Genomic DNA, 20184 nt, shown 5'->3' on the forward strand with positions numbered 1-20184 from the left:
TTTCATGCTGGCCGTGATGAACGCCGCAACACGATTACCTTCCGGATCGACCACCTGTTCGGCCAGATCAAAGCCCAGCACCTCGCTGAACAGCGCATAGGTGGCTTCGACATTCGGCCCGTACAGCAGGCAGTGATCAAAACGGGTGGCTTTCATCCCTTTCAGGTCCATCGGCCAGGCTTCCGGATTGACGCTGGATACTCCCCATTTACCGGTGTGCTCTTTTTCCGCATAGAGTTCAAAGCGATGACCTGTCGGTGCTTCAAAACGGATGCGACGGCCACAGCCACTCAGATCACCCGCTGGGATATGCTCGACAGCACAACCGTAAGCCTTAAGATCACTTTCCAGCTGTTCTAACACGCTGCTGTTAAGCACTTTAAAGCCCATAAAATCCATACCCGGCTCATCAGCCTGGCGCAGGACAATGGAGAACTTGTCCACTTCGGTCCAGCCTTTCAGGTACACGCGCCCCTGATCGTCACGGCCCACCTCAATCAGTCCCAACAGATCGCGGTAATGAACCAGCGCTTCTTCAATATCCAACACCCGGAGCTGTACATGGCCGGGACGCATTACACCTTTTCTCATATCTATTTTCCTGATTATTATTGTTCGGCTCAGCTGGCTGAGAATTTCTCGTAGTGGACATGGCTGTTGCTCATCTCCCGCTGGTCGAGCCAGTTTTTGACCGCATCGACCATCGGCGGTGGACCACAGAGGTAGGCGTCGATCTCACCCCCGTTAAAGTGATGCTCTTCAAACAGGTCAGTCACGACACCTACCGGCCCCTGCCAGCCACCATTTTCTTGCATAACGATGTTGTGGTAACTGAAGTTAGGCAGTTTCTCTGCATATCCCTGAATACGTTCGATCTCGCAGAGATCTGCCGCCTGGGTGACGCCATAGAACAGCGTCACCGGCTGCGTGTAGCGGGCAGGGTGGGCCGACATCTCATCGAGCATGCCGAGGAAGGCTGCCAGACCGGTACCTCCGGCGACCAGAATCAGTGGTCGGGTGATCTGGTGCAGATAGAAAGCGCCAAGGGGGGCTTTAAGACGCAGGGTGTCACCAGGTTTGACACGATCGCGCAGATAGTCACTCATCACGCCCTGGGGTAACAAACGAATCAGGAATTTCAGCTGATTCCTGTCATTGGGCGCGCAGGCAAAGGAGTAGGAGCGCCATTCATCGGTGCCGGGTACCTGCACGTGGGCGTACTGGCCCGGCAGGAAGTCCAGCTGACCCGCGCGCACGCTGGCATCGATGTGGACCACCGCGGTGGACTCGGACACGATCTCGACCGCTTTGACCGTCGCGTCGATCTGCTCGGGGCCGGCACTGGTGCACAACGTTGAATCGAAGTCGAACTGCAATGCACTGTCGGATGACACCCGCATCTGGCAGGTCAGTACGGCACCCTTTTCAAGCTCGGCTTCGCTGAGGGCATCCTCATCAACATAATCCAGCTCATAGCTACCGGACTGACAGGTTCCCTTGCAGGTGGCGCACACCCCTTCGCGGCAATCGACAGGAAGAGTCATGCCCTGGCGCAGGGCCGCATTGAGCACGGTTTCGCCAGCGTTGACGCCGATAAAGTGGGTCCGGCCATCACTGAAGTTCAAGGCTACTTTATACATAAGGTATCTCTTTTAATTATCAGCTCGATCAGGCTGGCAGCCCGATCGTCGCCCTCAGAGGCCGGGTGGGTTTTGCGGCAACCCGGCCTCCCGGGACACCATTGACCGTGGGCCAATGGCGCAGTCTCTGGGGTTAACGCTCAGACGTGGTAGAAATCCAGCACATGGCGGATCTTGTCGTTCAGCAGAATCGCTTGCTTACGGCAGACCTTCCAGCTGTCGTTATCCGGGCGCAGGCGATATTCCACCCGGCCAAAGAAGGCTTCCGACTCGCCGAAGCGATAGAAGTGGGTGATCCAGTTGGCCTTAACCAGCCAGGTACCGTCTTCCTGTTCTTCGCCCTGGACGTTATTGATCAGGTGCAGAGTACGGGGCATAGGGGTACAAGCGGCCGATTTACCGGTGCGGATACGGAAGACCCGATCTTCAAGGCCGGCCCGGTTAGGGTAATAGATCAGTGACATTTCGCGTTTCGGGTCAGTGGTGTGAATATGTTCCGAATCCCACTGGGGAATATGGAACTCTGACTCTTCGTCAAACAGCGCCAGATATTCATCCCACTGCTGACGGTCACAGTATTCCGATTTGCGGTAGAGAAACTGCTCAATGCTGGTCAGTACGTTGCTCATCGTTCAGTCCTCCTGTGCCTGTTGTAGTTTGGCATTCAGTCCATCCAGCAGATAGCGCTGCCAGTTCGCGTGTTGGTTGACATACAGCCCTTCGTGAGTGAACTCAGTCCCGGTGATGGCTGGCTGGATATCCAGCGCTTCGGTATTAGCGGTTGGCTTACGGGTCCACTTATCGCAACCCCGGGAGATATCATTCCACTTTTCCAGACGTGCTTCGAAGCCGATCTGCGCTTCGCGGAATTCAACCAGGTCATCCGGCGTCCCCATGCCGGAGACGTTGAAGAAATCCTCAAACTGACGAATACGGTTTTCCCGATCGGCGTCGGACTCTCCCTTCACACCCAGACAGAAACTATGCACCTCGGTCTTATTCCAGGCGACGGGGCGTATCACACGCAGCTGCGAGCTGATCTGATCCATAAAGAACAGGCTTGGGTAAAGATTCAGGTTACGCAGACGATGCATCATCCACTCTGCACGCTGCTGGCCATACTCTTCAATCAGGCGCGGCATAACCGTTGCGTAGCCCGGTCGCACCTCGGGGTTTGGCATGTCGCTGAACAAAATGGTGTGGCCGTTTTCAAAACCAAACCAGCCATCGTCAGTTTCGCTGTCGCCGGCCCCTAACTTACTGTAATCGAGGGTTTTGTTGACCATGCCTTCTTTCTTGGCATTCTGCTGCTGACGCTGCTGCACGGTCGCCACGTAGTTAAAGTGCACGGTGCTGACGTGGTAACCGTCCAGGCCATTCTCGTTCTGCAGTTTCCAGTTGCCGTCATAGGTGTAGGAGGAGCTGCCCGGCAGTACTTCCAGCTCACCCTCTTTGGCCTGGGCCACCATCATGTCAATCCCGATACGGGCGTCTCCGAGGAAATCCTCCAGACTCTGCTCGCACTCAGTGTTCAGGTTTATAAAGATAAAGCCTTTGTAGTTGCTGATCAGCGCCTTGCGCAGACCCCGTTTCGACTTATCGAAACCGGCCTGGTACTCATTCTCGGCCTTCACTTTCACCAGACGGCCATCGGTTTTGTAACACCAGGCGTGGAATGGGCAGGTGAAGGTGGACTGGTTGCCACGGCAGACCCGGGTCAGGGTGGCACCACGGTGTTGGCAGGCGTTAATCAGGGCGTGCAACCGGCCCTTGCTGTCGCGACTGATAATCATCGACTGACGACCCGCCTTCATGGTGAAAAAGTCGTTCGGGTTGGCAACCTGGCTTTCATGGCAGGCGAAGATCCAGGTGTTCTCGAAGATCAACTCCATCTCAAGATCAAACAGATCCCGGTTGGTAAACATCTCGCGGGCGACGCGGTAGACGTTCTCCTCCGGGCGGAAGTCCACCCAACCGGCGATTTTTTCCCGCCAGTCGTTCAGTGCTTGTTTATTATTATTGCTCATGCTTTCGCTCTCCACACTTGGGCATCAATACGTCCGATGCCACTGCATCAAACTGGTGTATCTATGAAAACAAAGTGCTCCTGTCACTGGCTATCCAGTTATCCAAGTAGCTTTATCCTCTTTTCACTGTCACCAGAGACAACATTTGCTCCAATCTGAGCCATCAGGCAGACCAAATTACACTCAATTGACACATATCATTGACTGATGCTATTTTGACCAACAAGCCATTCTCAACTCTTCCCCAAGCAAGAGCAGCAATCGGGCAATCATCCGAAGAATAAAAAAATAGGGACTCGCTATGCTGAGCAATCACGATGCTATTGATGGTCATCAACCACAAGTCATGGCCGATATCCTTGATGCTGAAGGCGCCCGCTCCTGGATGGAATCGATATGCGGACCGCATTATCTCAGGGCGGATAAGCCCAAATCCGTCCGTTTTCGCCATGTCGGCAGCATTCTTTCGTCGACCACCACCGCCATAGGCCATATTGAGTACGGCACCGACGTCACGATTGAAACTGACGACCTGCAGAACAGTTACAGCATCAGCTTACCAATGAGCGGTTATCAGCAATTGCAGACTCACAACAGAGAAGAGCTGTCAGATCCGGCCAGTGGAGTTATCATCTCTCCGTCTCAACCCTTCGCTCTGCACATCAGTGGCAATTGCAAAAAAACCCTCGTCCGGATTTCCCGTCAGGAGATGGAAACCGAACTGGAAAAACTGATCCGCCAACGCGTGTCCAAGCCGCTGGTGTTCGCGCCCATTATGGATGCGGCAATAGGACCAGCCAGCGCCTGGTGGCGTACGGTACGATATATCGAAAGCGAACTGAGCAGGCCTGACAACCTTTATACGAATACCCACTTCATTCGTGAAATGGAGCAGGCGCTGATTAAGGGGATTCTGCTATCCCAGCCAAGCAACTACTCAGAGGTTATCGAGCTTGCTGCTAATCAGTCGTTACCGGCTTACCTGGTGCATACAACTGATTTTATTCGCCGCAACGCCAGCAACGATATCACCATCGAGGACATAGAGAGCACCGCTGGCGTTTCACGCAATAAACTCTATGCCGACTTCAAACGGTATTTTGGTGAACCGCCAACGACCTACCTGAAACGCATACGCCTGGAGTGCGCACGGCAGGATATTCTGCAAGATCGTGGTTACGAAAATATCTCCTGCATCGCGATGAAGTGGGGCTTCAATCATCTGGGCCGGTTTTCGGCCGACTACAAGAAGCAGTTTAACGAGTCACCGTCAGAGACACTGCAACGCGTCAAAACAAAAATCTAAGCGGAGGGGTAGTCTTCGCGGCAACGCAAGACCGCCTGACACCTGACGGTCATTCTGTGTCTTACAGAACAAAAGCGGGCGATTGGTCACCCTCAAACGGTCAGCAGGGACAGGGCAAAAGCTATTCCGGGATATGCCAAGGGTAGAGAAATTGAGCTACGCCAGGCATAACCAACAGACTTAATCTTCTAAATTTCGGACAAAACGGTACTGCTCAGCATCTGCTGTAAGGCGGTATAAAATAGCCGGTCTCCCAGCGTCTTTGCGAAACTTACCGGTATCTTCCAAAAGATTTGCCTGTTCAATACGGCGACGAAACGAACGCTTTTGCAACGGTTTGCCAATGAGCAGCTCATGCAGGTGTTGCAACTCAGGAAAAGTAAACTCCTCCGCCAGGGCGTAAGCGGGCACGATAGAGTAGAGCGCTTTTTGCTTTAGCCTTTCACGCCCAGCCTCAATGATCGTCATATGATCAAACGCCAGTGTCATCTCTGGCAGTTGTTCAACATCAACCCACTGCGCATCAGCCACCGTTGCTATTCTGACCTCGCAGGCCTGATAAGCCATCAGCGCGGTATAACTGACCGTAACCGACCAGCCCCGTTTGTCGCGCCGGTTGTTGCCATAGCTGGCCAACTGCTCAAGGTAGGGCGCGGTTATTCCGGTTTTATCCTCAATGACACCATTAATCGCCTGTGTCAGATCAGCCACCCGATGGACATCGATAAAGCCCCCCGGTAACCCCCATTTTCCCAGCTCCGGATGGCTCGCCCGTTCCACCAGCAGCACCTTCAACACGCCATCATGATAGGTAAACAGTGCAGCGTCGACGGTCACCAAAGGGCTATCGAACTGCTTAGGGTCATATTGCTGCAGGTAAGTTGCTTCATCGATTACTGATGGTTCTGACATATTCAGGCTGCTTTAGGGTTTAGAAGGGGATAACGCCATTCTAATTAATTTGTATCTTTTTGTCACTTAGTGCTTGACACAATAAGTGACCATAAGCCACTATTTATATTAGTGACATAAAGACACTATTAAAAAGGAGAGACAATCATGTTTGGAATTAAATTCTTTAAAGCCGACGCTGCAACTTACGCCATTAAAACAGCCAACGGAAAAGTCCGCCGAAAAGGCCAGGGCATCAGTTTCTGGTATAACCCGGCAACAGCCTCCATAGCCTGTGTGCCGACCAGCGTGCAGGAAGCCTCATTTATCTTCAACCTACAGACGGACGACTTCCAGGAGGTGCGGGTTCAGGGGCAGCTGAGTTATCGGATTGTTAACCCCGACCAGTTGGCGGAGGTGATGAACTACACCGTGAGCCCCAGAGAAAATCGTTACACAACAGAAGACCCTTTGCGCTTAGATGATCGCATGATCCGCTTCGTACAGAACCGCTTTCAGGCAGATATACAGGCCGTCAAACTGAGAGAAGCCCTGAAACTGACGAAACAACTCATGACGAACACTCAGCAGGGGCTGGCAGATGAACCGGCACTGCAGACCCTGGGCATCGAGGTGGTGGATCTGAGTATTACCGGCATTACCCCCGCGCCGGAAACCGTCCGGGCACTGGAAGCGGAAGCCCGGGAATCAATTCTCAAAGAAGCGGATGACGCCATCTATCTGCGTCGTAAAGCAGCAGTAGAACAGGAAAGAACCATCCGGGAAGCCGAGTTACAAACCGATCTGGAAGTGCAGAAAAAAGAGCAGGAAATTAAACAGGAACAGGTTACCAACGAGCGCAACCTGATGAGAGCGCGTAAGGAGATCGAACAAGAGAGACTTCAGGCCGATATCGAAGCGGAAAGTCAGCGAATCGAGCTGGTACAACTGAATGCTAAAAACGGAAAAATTGAAGCGCAAACACAGGCCTACGCGATTGAAGCGCAACTGAAAGCCTATCAAAGCATCCCCGTGGAAAACCTCAAAGCCATGGCAATGGGCAACATGCAGGCCGATCAGCTGTTCGCTTTTGCTTTCGATTCTTTAGCACAAAACGCCGCGAAAATTGGAGAGTTAAATATCTCTCCAGATCTGTTTTCTCAACTGATGAAAAAGGCCGGATAATGACTACGACAAATCAAACCCGCTATGTACTGGTATGGCGAAAAACAAGGCTGGAAGAGCTGGTAGGGCGGTTTAATACCTGGCCTCAGGCGCAATTCTACCTCGAACACAATCAGGCTGATCCCAGTGACTATCTGGCCGAACATGATCTTTACCGACAGCGCGTACAGGAGATAGAGCAGGTATTAAAAGCCCGTGGGCGGTTTCAGTCCCTCAGCCGTCAATACCTGCCCAGTTTCCAGTTCGGGCCTGATGATGTGGTCGTGGTGATTGGCCAGGACGGTCTGGTGGCAAACACCCTGAAATACCTCGACGGACAGCCGGTGATCGCCATCAACCCTGATCCTCAGCGCTGGGATGGCATCCTGCTGCCTTTCGAAACGAAAGACCTGAACAGCGTTATCAGCACCGTCAGCAAAGGACAATCAACGGTTAATGAGATCACCTTTGCCCAAGCGCGAACCAATGATGGGCAGACCCTGTTAGCCATCAATGACCTGTTTATCGGGCCAAAAAGTCACACCTCGGCCCGTTATTCCCTGACCTGGGACGGGCAGACGGAACAGCAATCCTCGTCGGGAATCATCGTCTCCACAGGGTTTGGCTCTACCGGCTGGTTTGCGTCTGTCTTGGCCGGTGCTGTTGGCGTCATGAAAGAAACCGGCACTCAGAACCACCCTCTACAGGGTGGATTTGACTGGAGTGCACCGAAACTGCAATTTGCCGTGCGGGAACCTTTCCCCAGCCGAACCTCATCCACCTCATTAGTATTTGGTGAGGTAAGCCTGAACAAACCACTGAGTTTAGAATCCATGATGCCGGAGAATGGGGTTATCTTCTCCGATGGTGTGGAAAACGACTACTTACTGTTTAACTCTGGCTGCAGGGTAACCATTGGGCTGGCAGAAAAGCGGGGGAGGCTGGTAACGGGATAACCGGTCGGCAGGCTAGTATCGTTACACTAAACTCACCACAGAGGACACCGAGGGCACAGAGATAAAGCGATAACAGAGGAAAGTAAGGCCAACGCTCAGCACGACTAAAGCATCAGGGGCAATATTGGAAACCATAGTTGAAAGGAGGCATGAATGAATGATGAAATGTTTAATGAGCTTTCAGATAGCGTCCAGCAGATGGATAAGATTGTAAAAGAGAGCAAAAAAGCATCTCGTATCTTTGATTTTCCTGACCCTGAGGTTAAGGCTATTCGTGAGCGTTTGGGCGTTTCTCAGGAAAAATTTGCAACCATTCTGGGCCTGAGCAAGCGTACCTTAGAAAATTGAGAGCAGGAGCGTCGGTTTATGGAAGGGTTACCGCTATTCATCGTCATACGGAAAAAAATCTCTCCCCCTTATCTGCTACTTCGGGTAACCATTAAGCAATCGCCTGCAGGCCTTTTTTTTCTGCGATAGCCAGCAATTTAGCCGTTGCACCAGAAGGTTTAGAGGTACCTTGCTCCCACCGCTGCACCGCTTTGACAGTAACGCACAGGTAAGCGGCCAGCACAGACTGGCTGACATGGTTTTTTTCCCGGACCGCTTTGATTCGTTCTGGAGTATAGGTTGGGACAGGTGTCAGACATAGCGCATCAAAGTTGCGCATAGTAATCTCATCCACCGCTCCACTGTCATACAGAACGATCATATCTTCGTGTATGGAGTTAAGAATATCACTCATGACGGTTTCTCCTCAGAACGCCTTGTTATCTCGCGTATTGCAGCACTCTCCAGAGCTATCTTCAGCTGCTGAATATTCAGCTCGAAATACACTTTGGCCATTTCCTTAAGTGCTGCTTTTTCTTTCTTAGTGATATTATCTCGTTCACCTTTGGGAAAGCCGTAAAGGAAGAAAGCTCTTTCACCCTCTTTAAACCCAATAATGGTGCGTAGACTACCACTTTTACCCTGCCCATTAATGCCAATACGCTTCTTAAAAACAGAGCCGCCCAGATCTGCATCAATAAGTCCATTTTCAATTTCAGTGATGGTGCTTTCGAGCTTTTCATCTGCCAAACCAACATCACCGGACCATTTAGCAAACTTTTTCGTTAAGAAAATCCGTGTCACCCAAGTCTTCCTTATCCATAAGGCTCTCATAACTATACTACTGAGTAGTATACTACAAAATAGCATAATGTGATTTTTCCCATCAACAGAAGACAAAGCCAGTCTCGTCAGGGTTATGGCCGATGGAATAGTTATTACTATTCATCGTCCTACAGAAATATCGTTACACTAAACTCACCACAGAAGACACTGTAAACCTCCCCTAGAATAAGCGCTTTGACCTCTTTAATTCCGGCCCAGCAACAAAAGCTGACTAACCCCGGTGGTAACACACCCACTAAACTCACCACAGAGGACACCGAGGGCACAGAGATAAAGCGATAACGGAGGGGAGAAGGGCCAATGCTCAGCACGGCTAAAGCATCAAGGAGCAGTGTTGTTAAGTTTGAATCAATGACTCTGACCCTTTGATCCCCAGACCCTTTGATCCCGTATTAATTTACAGGCTGTATATATAAACACATATTATTTTTTCAAAATCAGAATTTTTCAAAGCAACAAAGCGATTATACTAATCGAACTTATTTAGAGTTTGATGGATATGAACTGGACACATATTTGGAACAATGATGTAAAACATTGTTTAGAGCATTTGCATGCTTTTGAGATGGTAACGCAGGTAGATGGAGTTGAAACAAAAATACTTGTCCACTTCGGCCATCATACATTTACAGATGACAAAGAGACTGGGCAGAAGTTCCAATGGGCTGAGCGAATTAATGATCATAGATATTTCAGTGCAAGCAGATATGAAGCAAGCAAAGACCTGCCAGGCATTATTAGGTCTGAGCTAGCTAAGCAACAATCATACATCACCGCATACTATAATAAGAAAAATATAGAATGTTATTACTATATAAACACTGTTGACTATGTCATGTTCTTAGAAATAAGGAAGCCACAAGATATAGATAATTACTTAAAGGTTAAAGTAGTCTCTGCTTATGAAAAAGATCAGTGGGGCACATTCCCTAATGGAAAAAAGTACAAATTGAGCTACCTTCTTTCAGAGCGCGTAAAAGGAAACTATCTACTAAAAAGGAAAAAAGGATAACCTAGACACAAAAAAGGCATCCATTGGATGCCTTTTTGTAAAATCAAATCGGTCTGCTCTTTTGATTAGGTTATCCCGCACACAGGCTGGGGGTGCCTCCACCGACATCAATACCCCTTAAACCATACCTAGTTGTCTAAGATACACTTTAAGGTTCCGGTCTGTACTGACATATATATATTGTCAGTATAGGGTAATAATGTCAAACACTGTCTACTAAGATACACCGCATAGACTAAGTAGGAAATCATAGCCTACATACTGTCATAGTCTAAACCACCTCACACTCTCTAAGCTCTATATAATCCGCAATCGTCGCTTTACCTCGATACAAGCTTTTAAGAAAAGTAGAGCGGCTAACGAGACTGTCGGATTAGACATTTTGACATAAAAGTATCCATCTATCGCAGCCTGCCCTGTTCGTTTTAGCATTTTTGACTGGTGAGATTGAGCTTTCACCCTTCAGTTCAAACGCTCTGTATCTGTTCTTTTAACCTGAGATGAAAAATTAAAGGGGTCAATTAAAGGGGTCAAGCAATTAAAGGGGTCAAAGCCCTTTTACCTAAGAGTACCTCAAAGAGAACTCAACTCATTAACCGAATCAACAATCTCGCTCATTGATGATCCCTCTATAAAACCGAGGATTGGAGTTTTTCCATACCTTTGGAAAAGAAAATTCGCAGGGAAATTGGCTAAGCCGACCAGGCAGTGGGCGGTTTTTAGATTATTAAGACTATTATTCGATATTAAGTTGCTCCAACCCAAGCAATATTCAGACATAAAAAAGCAGCCATTTCGGCTGCTTCTTCGTTTATATCACCCTAAATGACCCATCAAATATCCAGATTGGACACATTCAGCGCATTAGTTTCGATGAAATCACGGCGCGGTTCTACTTCATCGCCCATCAGGGTGGTGAATAGCAGGTCGGCGGCGATGGCATCGTCAATGGTGACGCGCAGCATACGGCGCTGTTCCGGGTCCATGGTGGTTTCCCACAGCTGTTCCGGGTTCATCTCGCCCAATCCCTTATAGCGCTGGATGTAGTAGCCACGCTTGGACTGTTCCATCAGCCAGTTAAGACCGGTAGTGAACTCCGTGGTGGCAAGGGTGCGCTCACCGCGTTTGAAGTAGGCAGTCTCTTCCAGCAGGCCATCCAGGGTTTCGCCCAGATTGGTGAGAGCAGCGTAATCTTTCGATTCGAAGAAGGACTGGTCGAAGGTGTAGTGGTGGCTGACGCCGTGCTGGATCACCTTAACGCTGGGCAGGAAGATGCCCTGATGTTCCATATCCTCAGCGGCGGAGGAGGTGTAAACATCACCTCCATCCAGGCTGTCGCCCAGACCGTCACACACTTTATCGATCCACTCTGCCACAGTCTGTTCATCTTTCAGCTGTTCGGTTGTCAAGCGTGAGGTATAGACCATCTGCCGCAGAATCGGCTCGGGATAGAGGCGGGACAGACGCACAAGCATCTTATCCACCGCACGATAGCGGTTTACGATCTCTTCCAGACCGGTGCCGCTGATCGGTGGGGCTTCGGCATTCACATGCATCGATGCGCCTTCCAGCGCGCCCTGCAGCAGGTAGTTTTCCAGGGCATCATCATCTTTCAGATACTGTTCCTGCTTACCTTTCTTGATTTTGTACAGTGGCGGCTGGGCGATAAACACATGGCCGCGCTCGATAATTTCTGGCATCTGCCGGAAGAAGAAGGTCAGCAGCAGGGTGCGGATGTGCGATCCATCCACGTCGGCATCGGTCATGATAATGATGGAGTGGTAACGCAGTTTGTCGGCGTTAAACTCTTCCCGGCCGATACCGGTGCCCAGTGCGGTAATCAGGGTGCCGACTTCAGCGGAAGCCAGCATCTTGTCAAACCGGGCTTTCTCGACGTTGAGGATCTTACCCTTCAGCGGCAGAATCGCCTGAGACTTACGGTTGCGACCCTGTTTGGCTGAGCCGCCCGCAGAATCACCCTCCACCAGGTAGATTTCAGAGAGGGCCGGGTCTTTCTCCTGGCAGTCGGCCAGTTTTCCGGGCAGTCCGGCGATATCCAGGGCACCTTTACGGCGGGTCATCTCCCGGGCTTTACGCGCCGCTTCACGGGCACGGGCGGCATCAATCATCTTCGAGACGACCGCTTTAGCGTCCTGGGGGTTTTCCTGCAGGTAATCGTTAAGCTGTTCATACATCGCCTGCTCAACGGCGGTTTTCACCTCAGAGGAGACCAGTTTGTCCTTGGTCTGGGAGGAGAATTTAGGGTCGGGCACTTTAACCGATACGATGGCGGTAAGACCTTCACGACAGTCATCACCCGTAGTCGTGCCCTTAGCATTTTTATTGAGCTTTTCGGCTTCAATGTAGTTATTCAGAGCACGGGTGAGGGCGGTACGGAAGCCGGACAGATGGGTGCCGCCATCACGCTGAGGAATGTTGTTGGTAAAGGAGTGGATATTTTCCTGATAGCTATCGTTCCACTGCATCGCCACTTCAACGCCAACACCGTTCTCATGCATGACGTTGATATGAAACATCTTGTTGACGGGGGTTTTGTTGGTGTTGAGGTAATCCACAAAGGAGCTCAGACCGCCTTCGTAAGCAAACAACTCCTCCTCGCCGCTACGTTCATCCTTCAGGCGGATCGCCACACCGGAGTTGAGGAAGGAAAGCTCCCGCAGTCGTTTCGCCAGGATATCGAACCTAAACTCCAGCTGATTGTGGAAAGTCTCTTCAGAGGGCCAGAAACGTACCGATGTACCAGAGGTTTCGGTCTGACCGACGACTTTCAGTGGCTCATCCGGCACCCCGTGACGGTAGGTCTGCTCAAACACTTCACCTTTACGGCGGATGGTCAGTCGCAGCTCAGCGGACAGGGCGTTAACCACAGAGACACCCACACCGTGCAGACCACCAGAGACTTTATAGGAGTTATCATCAAACTTACCACCGGCATGCAGTACGGTCATGATAACCTCTGCAGCCGATACACCTTCCTCTTCGTGCATATCGGTGGGGATGCCCCGGCCATTGTCTGACACCGTGACGCTGTTATCCCCGTGGATAACCACCTTAACTTCGCTACAGTAGCCAGCCAGAGCTTCATCGATCGAGTTATCCACAATCTCGAAAACCATGTGATGCAGACCAGTACCATCGTCGGTATCGCCTATGTACATTCCCGGGCGCTTACGAACCGCATCAAGCCCTTTAAGGACTTTAATACTGGAAGAATCGTATTCGTGATTTTCGCCGCTCATTCAGATCTCCTGGCTGTCTTACTGAGTGCTAAACGCACCCTTCTTGTAGGTTGAAAAAACGCAGCTCGGCCTTATCGGACCAGTAACCGGTCAGCGCATCCCGATCAACACAGGTAATGAAACACTGGCTGGCGGTTTTTTCTAAATAGTTACAGAACAGTCGGCTATGGTTCTGATCCAGCTCTGACGGAAGGTCATCAATCAGATAGATGCAGGCCCGACTGTTCAACTTGTAAAATAAAACGCCCTGCGCCAGCTTAAGGGCGCTCACCACCACTTTTTTCTGCCCCCTTGAGAGACGTTCTGAAGCGGTGTGACCCTCAACCTTAAGCCGCAGGTCAGCCCGTTGTGGACCGGCACTGGTATAACCCTGGCGCAGATCGCGTTCAAAGTTGTCATCCAGCACCTGATCAAGGCCGCGTTTTTTATCCCATCCGGGACTAAAACTCAGATCGATGCTGACGCCCTCAAGCAGGTCAGCAAGAATCAGATCAAATTCGGGTTTTAATGCTTCAATATACAGTTCGCGGAGCGTATTTAGCTGTTCAGCATAGGTAATAAATTCCCGGTCCCAGACCGCCCGAATCCGTTGCTCGATTTTACCATATTTCAGCAGAGAATTTCTCTGTTTTAATACCCGCCTGAAACCACGCCAAAGCCTTATAAATTCTGGATTGGAATGAAATGCACCCCAGTCTAAAAACTGCCGTCTGATGGCCGGACTGCCCTCCAGAATCATGAAGGTTTCTGAGTTGATCACCTGAATGGGTAACAGCTCAGCGAGGGTGGTGATATCGATGTTGTTACCGGCATAACGGATGCGGCAATCGCTCTCCAGATTGCGCTCGACACCCAGCGGCTGACTAACACCGCTGCCCATTGCATCCAGCTGGGCAAACACCGTACAACGCTGTGAGCCGGTCTGAATCAGATGATTAAGTTTATTGGTGCGGAACGAGCGGCACAGACCCAGCAGGTGGATCGCTTCAAGCACACTGCTTTTACCACTGCCATTGGCGCCGTGGATAATATTGATGCTGGAGGAGGGTGACAGGGTCAGGTCGCTGATATTGCGAACCGCACGGATATTGAGTTGGGTTATCGGCATATCGGCTGTATTGAGGCGAACGCTATAAAGAAGGGGGCCAGTGGCCCCCTGCGAGGATTACATCCGCATCGGCATGACAACGTAGAGGGAGTTGGCGTCATCCAGCCCCTCGATCAGTGCACTGCTGTTAGAATCGGCCAGGGTAAAACGAACCACTTCAGAGCTGACAATCGACAGCACATCCAGCAGGTAGTTAACGTTAAAGCCGATCTCCAGGGTATCGCCTTCATAATCCACAGCAACGGTTTCTTCCGCTTCTTCCTGCTCGGGGTTATTGGCCATTACCTGCAGATAACCGTTGGTCAGCGACAGGCGCACACCACGGTATTTTTCGTTCGACAGAATCGCGATACGGCTGAACACCTGGCGCAGCTCCTGACGGGTGCCCAGCATAAACTTGTCGCCACCCTGAGGAATAACCCGCTGATAATCGGGGAACTTGCCGTCAACCAGCTTCGAGGTAAAGGTGAAGTCACCGGCATGGGCGCGGATATGGTTGGCACCCACCACCAGTTTTACCTGATCATCACCGCTCTGTAACAGACGGGCCAGTTCGAGAATACCTTTACGGGGCACGATAAACTGATGGTTTGCCGGACCGTTGGTGTCGACCTGCGCGACACTGGTTGCCAGACGGTGACCATCAGTAGATACAGCGCGCAGGCTGTTCTCGGTGATCTCCAGCAACATACCATTGAGGTAATAACGCACATCCTGCTGCGCCATGGAGAAACCGGTCTGGTCAATCAGATGGCGTAACTGGCTCTGCAGTACATCCAGCTCAAAGGATTCCGGGCTATCTTCAACATTGGGAAACTCAGCCGCTGGCAGGGTAGAGAGAGTGAAACGGCTGCGGCCCGCTTTGATCACCATCTTCTGGCCGGTGAGGGTCAGTTCGATCTGGGCAGAGTCTGGCAGGGATTTACAGATATCCATCAGCTTGCGTGCCGGAACGGTAATTGAGCCCGCTTCCGCCGGTTCATCCAGCTGCACCCGACCCACCAGTTCAACTTCCAGGTCGGTACCGGTCATCGACAGTTGATCGCCCTCGGCAACCAGCAGGATATTGGAAAGCACTGGCAGAGTCTGACGACGTTCCACTACGCCTGCAACCAACTGCAGAGGTTTAATTAGCGCTTCTCGCGAAATAACAAATTTCATCTTTTTGCTACCCTTAATTGATCAGCCTGTTACGCGGTCAGATGACGCAACAGATTCTGATAATCCTCTCTTATATCCGTATCGGTCTCACGCAGCGAAGCTACTTTACGACAACCATGCAGTACCGTGGTGTGGTCCCGCCCACCAAAAGCATCGCCAATCTCAGGCAAACTGTGATTGGTCAGCTCTTTAGACAGGGTCATAGCAACCTGTCTTGGCCGGGCTACAGAACGGCTGCGTCGTTTCGAAAGCAGGTCCGATACTTTGATCTTATAGTAATCGGCTACAACCCGCTGAATGTTATCAATACTAACCTGTTTATCCTGCAATGCCAGCAGGTCTTTCAGTGATTCTTTAATAAAAGGTGTGGTTATTGCGTTTCCGGTGAAATGGGCATTGGCGATCACCCGTTTCAGTGCACCTTCAAGCTCCCGGACATTGGAACGAATTTTCTGTGCCAGGAAGAATGCCGCATCATCCGGCAGGCGAACCTGCGCCTCCTGAGCCTTCTTCATCAGGATCGCCACCCGGGTTTCCAGCTCTGGAGGCTCAATCGCAACGGTCAGCCCCCAGCCAAAGCGGGATTTCAGCCGCTCTTCAACACCGTTAATCTCTTTCGGATAGCGGTCACTGGTGAGGATCATCTGCTGACCACCCTCCAGCAGGGCATTGAAGGTGTGGAAAAACTCCTCCTGTGAACGCTCCTTACCGGCAAAAAACTGAATATCATCGATCAGCAGCGCATCAACCGAACGGTAATAACGCTTAAAGTCATTAATGGCGTTCAGTTGCAGCGCCTTCACCATGTCCGCCACAAAGCGTTCAGAGTGCAGGTAGACGATCTTAGCCTTGGGGTTACGCTGCAACATCTCCATGCCCACCGCATGCATCAGGTGGGTTTTACCCAGACCCACGCCACCGTAGATAAACAGTGGGTTATACGAACCGCCCGGGTTATCCGCCACCTGCTGTGCGGCTGCAAGCGCCAGCTGGTTGGACTTACCCTCAACGAAGGAGTTAAAGGTAAACGATTGATTCAGGTTGGACTGGTGCCGCACGCTGCCTTCGACATCGACGTTGCGCGAAGAGGATGACAGGGCCGACGGTGGAACAATAATTTCCCGATGGTTGATCGGTTGAAAGCTGCTGTCATCAATCGCCAGCTGATAAGGGGTGTTTTCCTCCACCGCTGGCGCCATATCCACAGAGGCTACCGCCTGAGTGTTACGCGCAGAGGGGGCGGACGAGAACGATTCATTATCATCAAAACGGCTGGCGGAACGACGGGTTGCGGTCGGCGGAGGTGCCGGGCGCACCGGCCTCTGGGCAAACCCATTTGCACGACCGGCAATATCAATGCTCACCTTGGCGGCGATATCGCCACTGACCGTATTGACGATCTCACGAATCCGCTTCAGGTATTTGTCGCTTACCCAGTCTTTAACAAAACGATTAGGCGCCAGCAACACCAGCCCGCTATCAGATTCATCTGACACCTTCAGGGGCCTGATCCAAGTGTTGTATTGTTGTGAGGGGAACTCATCCTGAAGATTCTGAAGACACTGTTCCCACAACTCAGCCGACATAGCTAATCCTTAAACATCCTCTGTTTTCACTACTACGGAGTGATCGAGAACAAGAGCATAAACATAAAAAATATCAGCAGATAATACCCTTTAACCGGCCGCTTATCCACAGTTTGAAGCAATCTGTTACTAATTCTTTTCTGCATGTTTTTCAATCAATTAGCAATAAATCCACAGGTTACGGGGGAAACAGGGCAAGCAGCAAAAAACTATCCATACTTTAAAAACAGTTAATATTCAGACCTATCAACAGGCTATTTTATTGTTTTTAATAGATTAAATTAAGTTAGTAACAAATTATTGTGCATATCTGAATAAAATCATAGAGAGGTGTCATCCGGGCGAAAAAACGACTTCAACTGAACACAAAGTCTGACAGCAATGCAGCTGATATCGCTTTTTTAGGTTTCTTTAAAGGAATTGTTTGCAAAGCGGATATGTTTTCTCTACAATTTCGCGTCTGTTTTTGACCGTGGGATTCAGCCAACCTTACTGATACCACCACACTGTATGTTAGTAGGACTGACCAATGAAAAGAACATTTCAACCAAGTAACCTTAAGCGTAAACGTACACACGGTTTCCGTGCACGTATGGCAACTAAAAACGGCCGTGCGGTAATTAACCGTCGTCGTGCTAAAGGCCGTAAGCGTCTGTCAGCATAAATTTTTGCCTGTCAGGCTCTCTGAATGAATGAATTCAGCTATCCCCGCCAGTTAAGACTTTTAACCGGCGGGGATTTTAAACAGGTATTCAGCCGAGCCAGCCTCAAGGTTTCAGATAAGCATCTGTTGATCCTTGCCCGTCCAAACGATCTTGATCACCCCCGTGTCGGCTTTGTCTTCTCCAAAAAAAATATCCGTTTAGCTGTTAATCGTAACCGCGTTCGGCGTATCATTCGCGAGTCTTTCCGTCTTAATCAGCATACGCTGCCTAATGTCGATATCGTCATTCTGGCCAGACAGGGTCTGGGAGATATTGATAACAGCGACGTTCAGGCCCTTATTTCAAAGAGCTGGAAGCGACTGATTGGCCGAGCCAAGGCAAAATCTGACAAATCAACTTAAAACTTATAACTGAATGGTCCAGAAACCATGGATGTACAGCGCATTATATTGATCGCAGCACTGGCAATTATCTCCTATATGCTGGTGCTTCAATGGAACCAGGACTACGGGGTTAAACCGGTAGCGGTTGCCCAGACCGAGTCTGTTTCAGCTTACCAGTCCAGCACTGATACGGTTGCTAATGAAGGAAGTGATCTGCCGACGGTCGCCGATGCTTCTGTTAATAGCGATCTGCCCGACGCTAAAGCAGCCGTTACTGCAGCACAGCAGCAACTGATTTCCGTTAAGACCGATGTGCTGGAACTGCTGATCGATACCAAAGGTGGCGATATTATCGAGCTGACTCTGCCGAAACATAAAGCAGCGCTGAATGATGATAAGCCTTTTGTATTGCTGGAGCAGAACGGTAATCGTACCTATGTTTCTCAGAGTGGTCTGATCGGTAAAGATGGCCTCGACGCTAAAAAAGGGGGTCGGCCACAATACACCACAGCCAAAAACAGCTATCAGCTGGAAGGTGACAAGCTGACGGTTGACCTGGTACATACGGGTGAAGATGGCGTCGTGGTAACTAAGCGCTTCGTCTTTACCAAGGGCAACTACAAGATTGAACAGGATTTTCTGATCAACAACGGTTCTGCTGACGCGTGGCAGGCCAAGCTGTTTGGTCAGATCAAACGTGACGGTTCTAAAGACCCTTCACAAACCACCAGTATGGGGATGCAGGCATTTCTGGGTGCCGTGTTCTCAACGACGGATGAACACTACGACAAGTATTCGTTCAAAAAACTGGATGAAGCCAATGTGAAGAAAACCAGTCTGGGGGGGTGGGTCGCGATGTCCCAGCACTATTTCCTCAGTGCCTGGATTCCTGCGGCGGATGAGGAAAATAGCTATAGCAGCCGGGTAAGTAACGGCAACTATATTGCAGGGTTTGTCTCCCCTGAGTTTACGGTAGCCCCAGGCGAAACTAAAACCGTCAGCGCTGGTTTCTACGCCGGACCAAAAGAGACCGATCTGCTGGAGCAAGCCGCGCCTAACCTGGATCTGACGGTTGATTACGGCATTCTCTGGTTCATCGCCACACCGTTATCCTGGTTGCTGAAAACCATTCATAGCTTTGTGGGTAACTGGGGTGTATCGATCATCTTCATCACCATCATCGTTAAAGCCCTGCTGTTCCAGGTGAATGCCAAAGCATTCAAATCGATGGCTAAAATGCGCAAGTTCGGCCCGGAGATGACCCGCCTGAAAGAGCTGTATGGCGATGACCGTCAGAAGATGTCTCAGGCGATGATGGAACTGTACAAAAAAGAGAAGATCAACCCACTGGGTGGCTGCCTGCCTATTGTCGCGCAGATGCCAATATTCATCGCCCTGTACTGGACACTGATGGAGTCGGTTGAACTGCGTCATGCGCCGTTTGCACTGTGGATCAATGACCTGTCAGTGATGGACCCATACTTCATGCTGCCCATCCTGATGGGTGCAACGATGTTTATTCAGCAACTGCTGAACCCGACCCCTCCCGATCCAATGCAGGCGAAGATTATGAAGATGCTGCCAATCGTCTTCACCTTCTTCTTCCTCTGGTTCCCGGCTGGTCTGGTACTGTACTGGCTGGTAAACAACATTCTGTCGATTGCACAACAGTACCTGATTAACAAACAGATTGAGGGTGAAGGTTCGAGTAAGTAAGCCTTCACTAACGAAGTAAAAAGGCCTCTGATGAGGCCTTTTTTTCGCTTCGCTTAATTAAATAGCTAGAACGGAAACTCCATTTCCTGCTAGTGGTTAGACACGACTACGTCGCTTGCTAGAAAAAACTTAAGCG

General features: G+C 50.4%; 19 protein-coding genes. 8 read left to right on the plus strand and 11 right to left on the minus strand.

What is annotated here, in order from left to right; all coding sequences use genetic code 11:
* From ACQY8X_RS13055 to antA, 4 genes are all read right to left on the minus strand, one after another.
* Nucleotides 1–591: VOC family protein (locus tag ACQY8X_RS13055; RefSeq protein ID WP_428035578.1), on the minus strand; the 591-nt coding region annotated here is incomplete at its 3' end.
* Between the two features lie 29 nt (nt 592–620).
* Nucleotides 621–1640 (minus strand): anthranilate 1,2-dioxygenase electron transfer component AntC, encoded by a 1020-nt coding sequence (antC, locus tag ACQY8X_RS13060; RefSeq protein WP_428035579.1) that lies wholly within the window; start codon nt 1638–1640, stop codon nt 621–623.
* A 140-nt stretch (nt 1641–1780) separates the two neighbouring features.
* Nucleotides 1781–2269, minus strand: a complete 489-nt coding sequence (antB, locus tag ACQY8X_RS13065) for an anthranilate 1,2-dioxygenase small subunit (RefSeq protein WP_428035580.1) — start codon at nt 2267–2269, stop codon at nt 1781–1783.
* A gap of 3 nt (nt 2270–2272) precedes the next feature.
* Nucleotides 2273–3667: an anthranilate 1,2-dioxygenase large subunit gene (antA, locus tag ACQY8X_RS13070; protein ID WP_428035581.1), complete on the minus strand. Its 1395-nt coding sequence runs from the start codon at nt 3665–3667 to the stop codon at nt 2273–2275.
* A gap of 301 nt (nt 3668–3968) precedes the next feature.
* Here antA and ACQY8X_RS13075 point away from each other — a divergent pair, with 301 nt between their 5' ends.
* Nucleotides 3969–4973 (plus strand): AraC family transcriptional regulator, encoded by a 1005-nt coding sequence (locus tag ACQY8X_RS13075; RefSeq protein WP_428035582.1) that lies wholly within the window; start codon nt 3969–3971, stop codon nt 4971–4973.
* Between the two features lie 180 nt (nt 4974–5153).
* Here the strand turns inward: ACQY8X_RS13075 and ACQY8X_RS13080 are convergent, their stop codons facing one another.
* Nucleotides 5154–5885 carry an NUDIX hydrolase gene (locus ACQY8X_RS13080; protein WP_428035583.1) on the minus strand — a complete coding sequence of 244 codons (732 nt, stop codon included), beginning with the start codon at nt 5883–5885 and terminating at the stop codon, nt 5154–5156.
* Nucleotides 5886–6032: 147 nt separating this feature from the next.
* Here ACQY8X_RS13080 and ACQY8X_RS13085 point away from each other — a divergent pair, with 147 nt between their 5' ends.
* From ACQY8X_RS13085 to ACQY8X_RS13095, 3 genes are all read left to right on the plus strand, one after another.
* On the plus strand, nt 6033–7049 hold the full coding sequence (locus ACQY8X_RS13085; protein ID WP_428035584.1) for an SPFH domain-containing protein: 1017 nt from the start codon (nt 6033–6035) through the stop codon (nt 7047–7049).
* A complete protein-coding gene (locus tag ACQY8X_RS13090; protein WP_428035585.1) occupies nt 7049–7984 on the plus strand; it encodes a sugar kinase in 936 nt (311 codons plus the stop codon). The genes ACQY8X_RS13085 and ACQY8X_RS13090 overlap by 1 nt, the downstream gene beginning before the upstream one ends.
* A 153-nt stretch (nt 7985–8137) precedes the next feature.
* The gene (locus ACQY8X_RS13095; RefSeq protein ID WP_428035586.1) at nt 8138–8332 is read left to right on the plus strand and encodes a hypothetical protein; all 195 of its coding nucleotides are present in this window, start codon (nt 8138–8140) and stop codon (nt 8330–8332) included.
* Nucleotides 8333–8423: 91 nt separating this feature from the next.
* Here the strand turns inward: ACQY8X_RS13095 and ACQY8X_RS13100 are convergent, their stop codons facing one another.
* Complete coding sequence (locus ACQY8X_RS13100; RefSeq protein ID WP_428035587.1) at nt 8424–8726, minus strand: helix-turn-helix domain-containing protein; 303 nt, start codon at nt 8724–8726, stop codon at nt 8424–8426.
* On the minus strand, nt 8723–9115 hold the full coding sequence (locus tag ACQY8X_RS13105; RefSeq protein ID WP_428035588.1) for a type II toxin-antitoxin system RelE/ParE family toxin: 393 nt from the start codon (nt 9113–9115) through the stop codon (nt 8723–8725). Before ACQY8X_RS13105 ends, ACQY8X_RS13100 begins: the two co-directional genes overlap by 4 nt.
* Before the next feature lie 535 nt (nt 9116–9650).
* Here ACQY8X_RS13105 and ACQY8X_RS13110 point away from each other — a divergent pair.
* Complete coding sequence (locus tag ACQY8X_RS13110) at nt 9651–10169, plus strand: hypothetical protein (RefSeq protein WP_428035589.1); 519 nt, start codon at nt 9651–9653, stop codon at nt 10167–10169.
* 833 nt (nt 10170–11002) lie between these two features.
* Here the strand turns inward: ACQY8X_RS13110 and gyrB are convergent.
* From gyrB to dnaA, 4 genes are read right to left on the minus strand one after another with little or no spacing between them, the layout of a single operon-like run.
* Nucleotides 11003–13429: a DNA topoisomerase (ATP-hydrolyzing) subunit B gene (gyrB, locus tag ACQY8X_RS13115; protein WP_428035590.1), complete on the minus strand. Its 2427-nt coding sequence runs from the start codon at nt 13427–13429 to the stop codon at nt 11003–11005.
* 28 nt (nt 13430–13457) lie between these two features.
* The gene (gene recF / locus ACQY8X_RS13120; RefSeq protein ID WP_428035591.1) at nt 13458–14537 is read right to left on the minus strand and encodes a DNA replication/repair protein RecF; all 1080 of its coding nucleotides are present in this window, start codon (nt 14535–14537) and stop codon (nt 13458–13460) included.
* 57 nt (nt 14538–14594) lie between these two features.
* Nucleotides 14595–15698, minus strand: coding sequence for a DNA polymerase III subunit beta (dnaN, locus tag ACQY8X_RS13125; RefSeq protein ID WP_428035592.1), 1104 nt, complete (start codon nt 15696–15698; stop codon nt 14595–14597).
* Nucleotides 15699–15727: 29 nt separating this feature from the next.
* The gene (gene dnaA / locus ACQY8X_RS13130; protein ID WP_428035593.1) at nt 15728–17284 is read right to left on the minus strand and encodes a chromosomal replication initiator protein DnaA; all 1557 of its coding nucleotides are present in this window, start codon (nt 17282–17284) and stop codon (nt 15728–15730) included.
* Nucleotides 17285–17813: 529 nt separating this feature from the next.
* Between dnaA and rpmH the strand changes: the two genes are divergently transcribed.
* The 3 genes from rpmH to yidC are packed head-to-tail and all read left to right on the plus strand — an operon-like array spanning nt 17814 to nt 20048.
* Nucleotides 17814–17948 (plus strand): 50S ribosomal protein L34, encoded by a 135-nt coding sequence (gene rpmH, locus ACQY8X_RS13135; RefSeq protein ID WP_091354204.1) that lies wholly within the window; start codon nt 17814–17816, stop codon nt 17946–17948.
* A gap of 24 nt (nt 17949–17972) precedes the next feature.
* Nucleotides 17973–18350, plus strand: a complete 378-nt coding sequence (gene rnpA / locus ACQY8X_RS13140) for a ribonuclease P protein component (protein WP_428035594.1) — start codon at nt 17973–17975, stop codon at nt 18348–18350.
* A gap of 27 nt (nt 18351–18377) precedes the next feature.
* Nucleotides 18378–20048 carry a membrane protein insertase YidC gene (gene yidC / locus ACQY8X_RS13145; protein ID WP_428035595.1) on the plus strand — a complete coding sequence of 557 codons (1671 nt, stop codon included), beginning with the start codon at nt 18378–18380 and terminating at the stop codon, nt 20046–20048.
* The last annotated feature ends 136 nt before the right edge of the window (nt 20049–20184 follow it).

It is taken from the genome of Amphritea sp., from assembly GCF_050300915.1.
Classification (GTDB): domain Bacteria; phylum Pseudomonadota; class Gammaproteobacteria; order Pseudomonadales; family Balneatricaceae; genus Amphritea.